Source organism: Nonomuraea bangladeshensis (genome assembly GCF_039529455.1).
Taxonomy (GTDB): Bacteria; Actinomycetota; Actinomycetes; order Streptosporangiales; family Streptosporangiaceae; genus Nonomuraea; species Nonomuraea bangladeshensis.
Genome location: NZ_BAAAMV010000036.1, coordinates 1 through 1,383, shown reverse-complemented (window position 1 = coordinate 1,383; position 1,383 = coordinate 1). Strand labels below are relative to the sequence as shown.

Sequence of the window (1,383 nt, the reverse complement as noted above, 5' to 3'; positions counted from 1 at the left end):
GGGACTGTAAAACTAACGGCGGATCTGATGATCAAGGAAGAGACGCTTGATGTCCGAGACCGCCGTGGAGTCGCTGTCGATGAACGAACTGCCTGTCGAGCCGGACCGCTCGATGACGGACGAGCAGCTGATCTCGATGCTCGCGAGTCGGGCCCGTAGTGAGGGGCTGCAGCTGACCGGTGAGGGCGGGCTGCTGCAGCAGCTGACCAAGCGGGTGCTGGAGTCGGCCCTGGAAGGCGAGATCACCGATCACCTGGGCTATGACAGGCACGACCCGGCCGGGAAGAACAGCGGCAACAGCCGCAACGGCAGCCGCGCCAAGACCGTGGTGACCGACGTCGGCCCGGTGGAGGTGCGGGTGCCGCGCGATGTGGCGGGCACCTTCGAGCCCCAGCTGGTGCGCAAGCGGCAGCGCCGGCTGTCCGGCGTGGACGAAATGGTCCTGTCGCTGTCGGCCAAGGGCCTCACGCATGGGGAGATCTCCGCCCACCTGGCCGAGGTCTACGGGGCGAACGTGTCCAAGCAGACCATCTCCACCATCACCGACAAGGTGATGGACGGCATGGCCGAATGGCAGAACCGGCCGCTCGATCGCGTGTACCCGGTCCTGTTCGTGGACGCGATCAACGTCAAGATCCGGGACGGTCACGTCGCCAACCGGCCCATCTACCTGGTGATGGCCGTCACCGTCGAGGGGCACCGCGACATCCTGGGCATCTGGGCCGGCGACGGCGGTGAGGGCGCCAAGCACTGGCTGGCGGTGCTGACCGAGCTGAAGAACCGCGGCGTGGACGATGTGCTCATGCTGGTCTGCGACGGGCTCAAGGGCCTGCCGCAGGCGGTGGAGACGGTCTGGCCCCGCACCATCGTCCAGACCTGTGTGATCCACCTGCTGCGCAACTCGTTCCGCTACGCCGCCCGCCAGGACTGGGACAAGATCGCGCGTGCGCTCAAGCCCGTCTACACCGCCCCGACCGAGGACGCGGCGCTGGAGCGGTTCTATGAGTTTTCGGAGACCTGGGGGAAGAAGTACCCGGCGATCGTGCGTCTGTGGGAGACCAGCTGGGCCGAGTTCGTGCCCTTCCTGGCCTTCGACGTCGAGATCCGCAAGGTGATCTGCTCCACTAACGCCATCGAAAGCGTCAACGCCCGCATCCGCAAGGCCGTCCGGGCCCGTGGCCACTTCCCGAACGAGACCGCCGCCCTGAAGTGCGTGTTCATGGCTTTGATGAGCCTCGATCCCACCGGGCAGGGCCGCAAGAGATGGACCATGCGCTGGAAGGCACCGTTGAACGCCTTCCAGATCGCCTTCGAAGGCCGCCTCACCCCTGCCAACCTCTGAACACTTCAACAACCAAGATCAGCCGTTAAGTTGACACTCCC

The 1,383-nt window shown here is 65.7% G+C and carries 1 protein-coding gene; it reads left to right on the top strand.

The annotated features are described in order from the left end of the window. Positions 1 to 112: 112 nt before the first annotated feature. A complete protein-coding gene (locus ABD292_RS48810; RefSeq protein WP_425565259.1) occupies positions 113 to 1,342 on the top strand; it encodes an IS256 family transposase in 1,230 nt (409 codons plus the stop codon). Positions 1,343 to 1,383 lie beyond the last annotated feature (41 nt).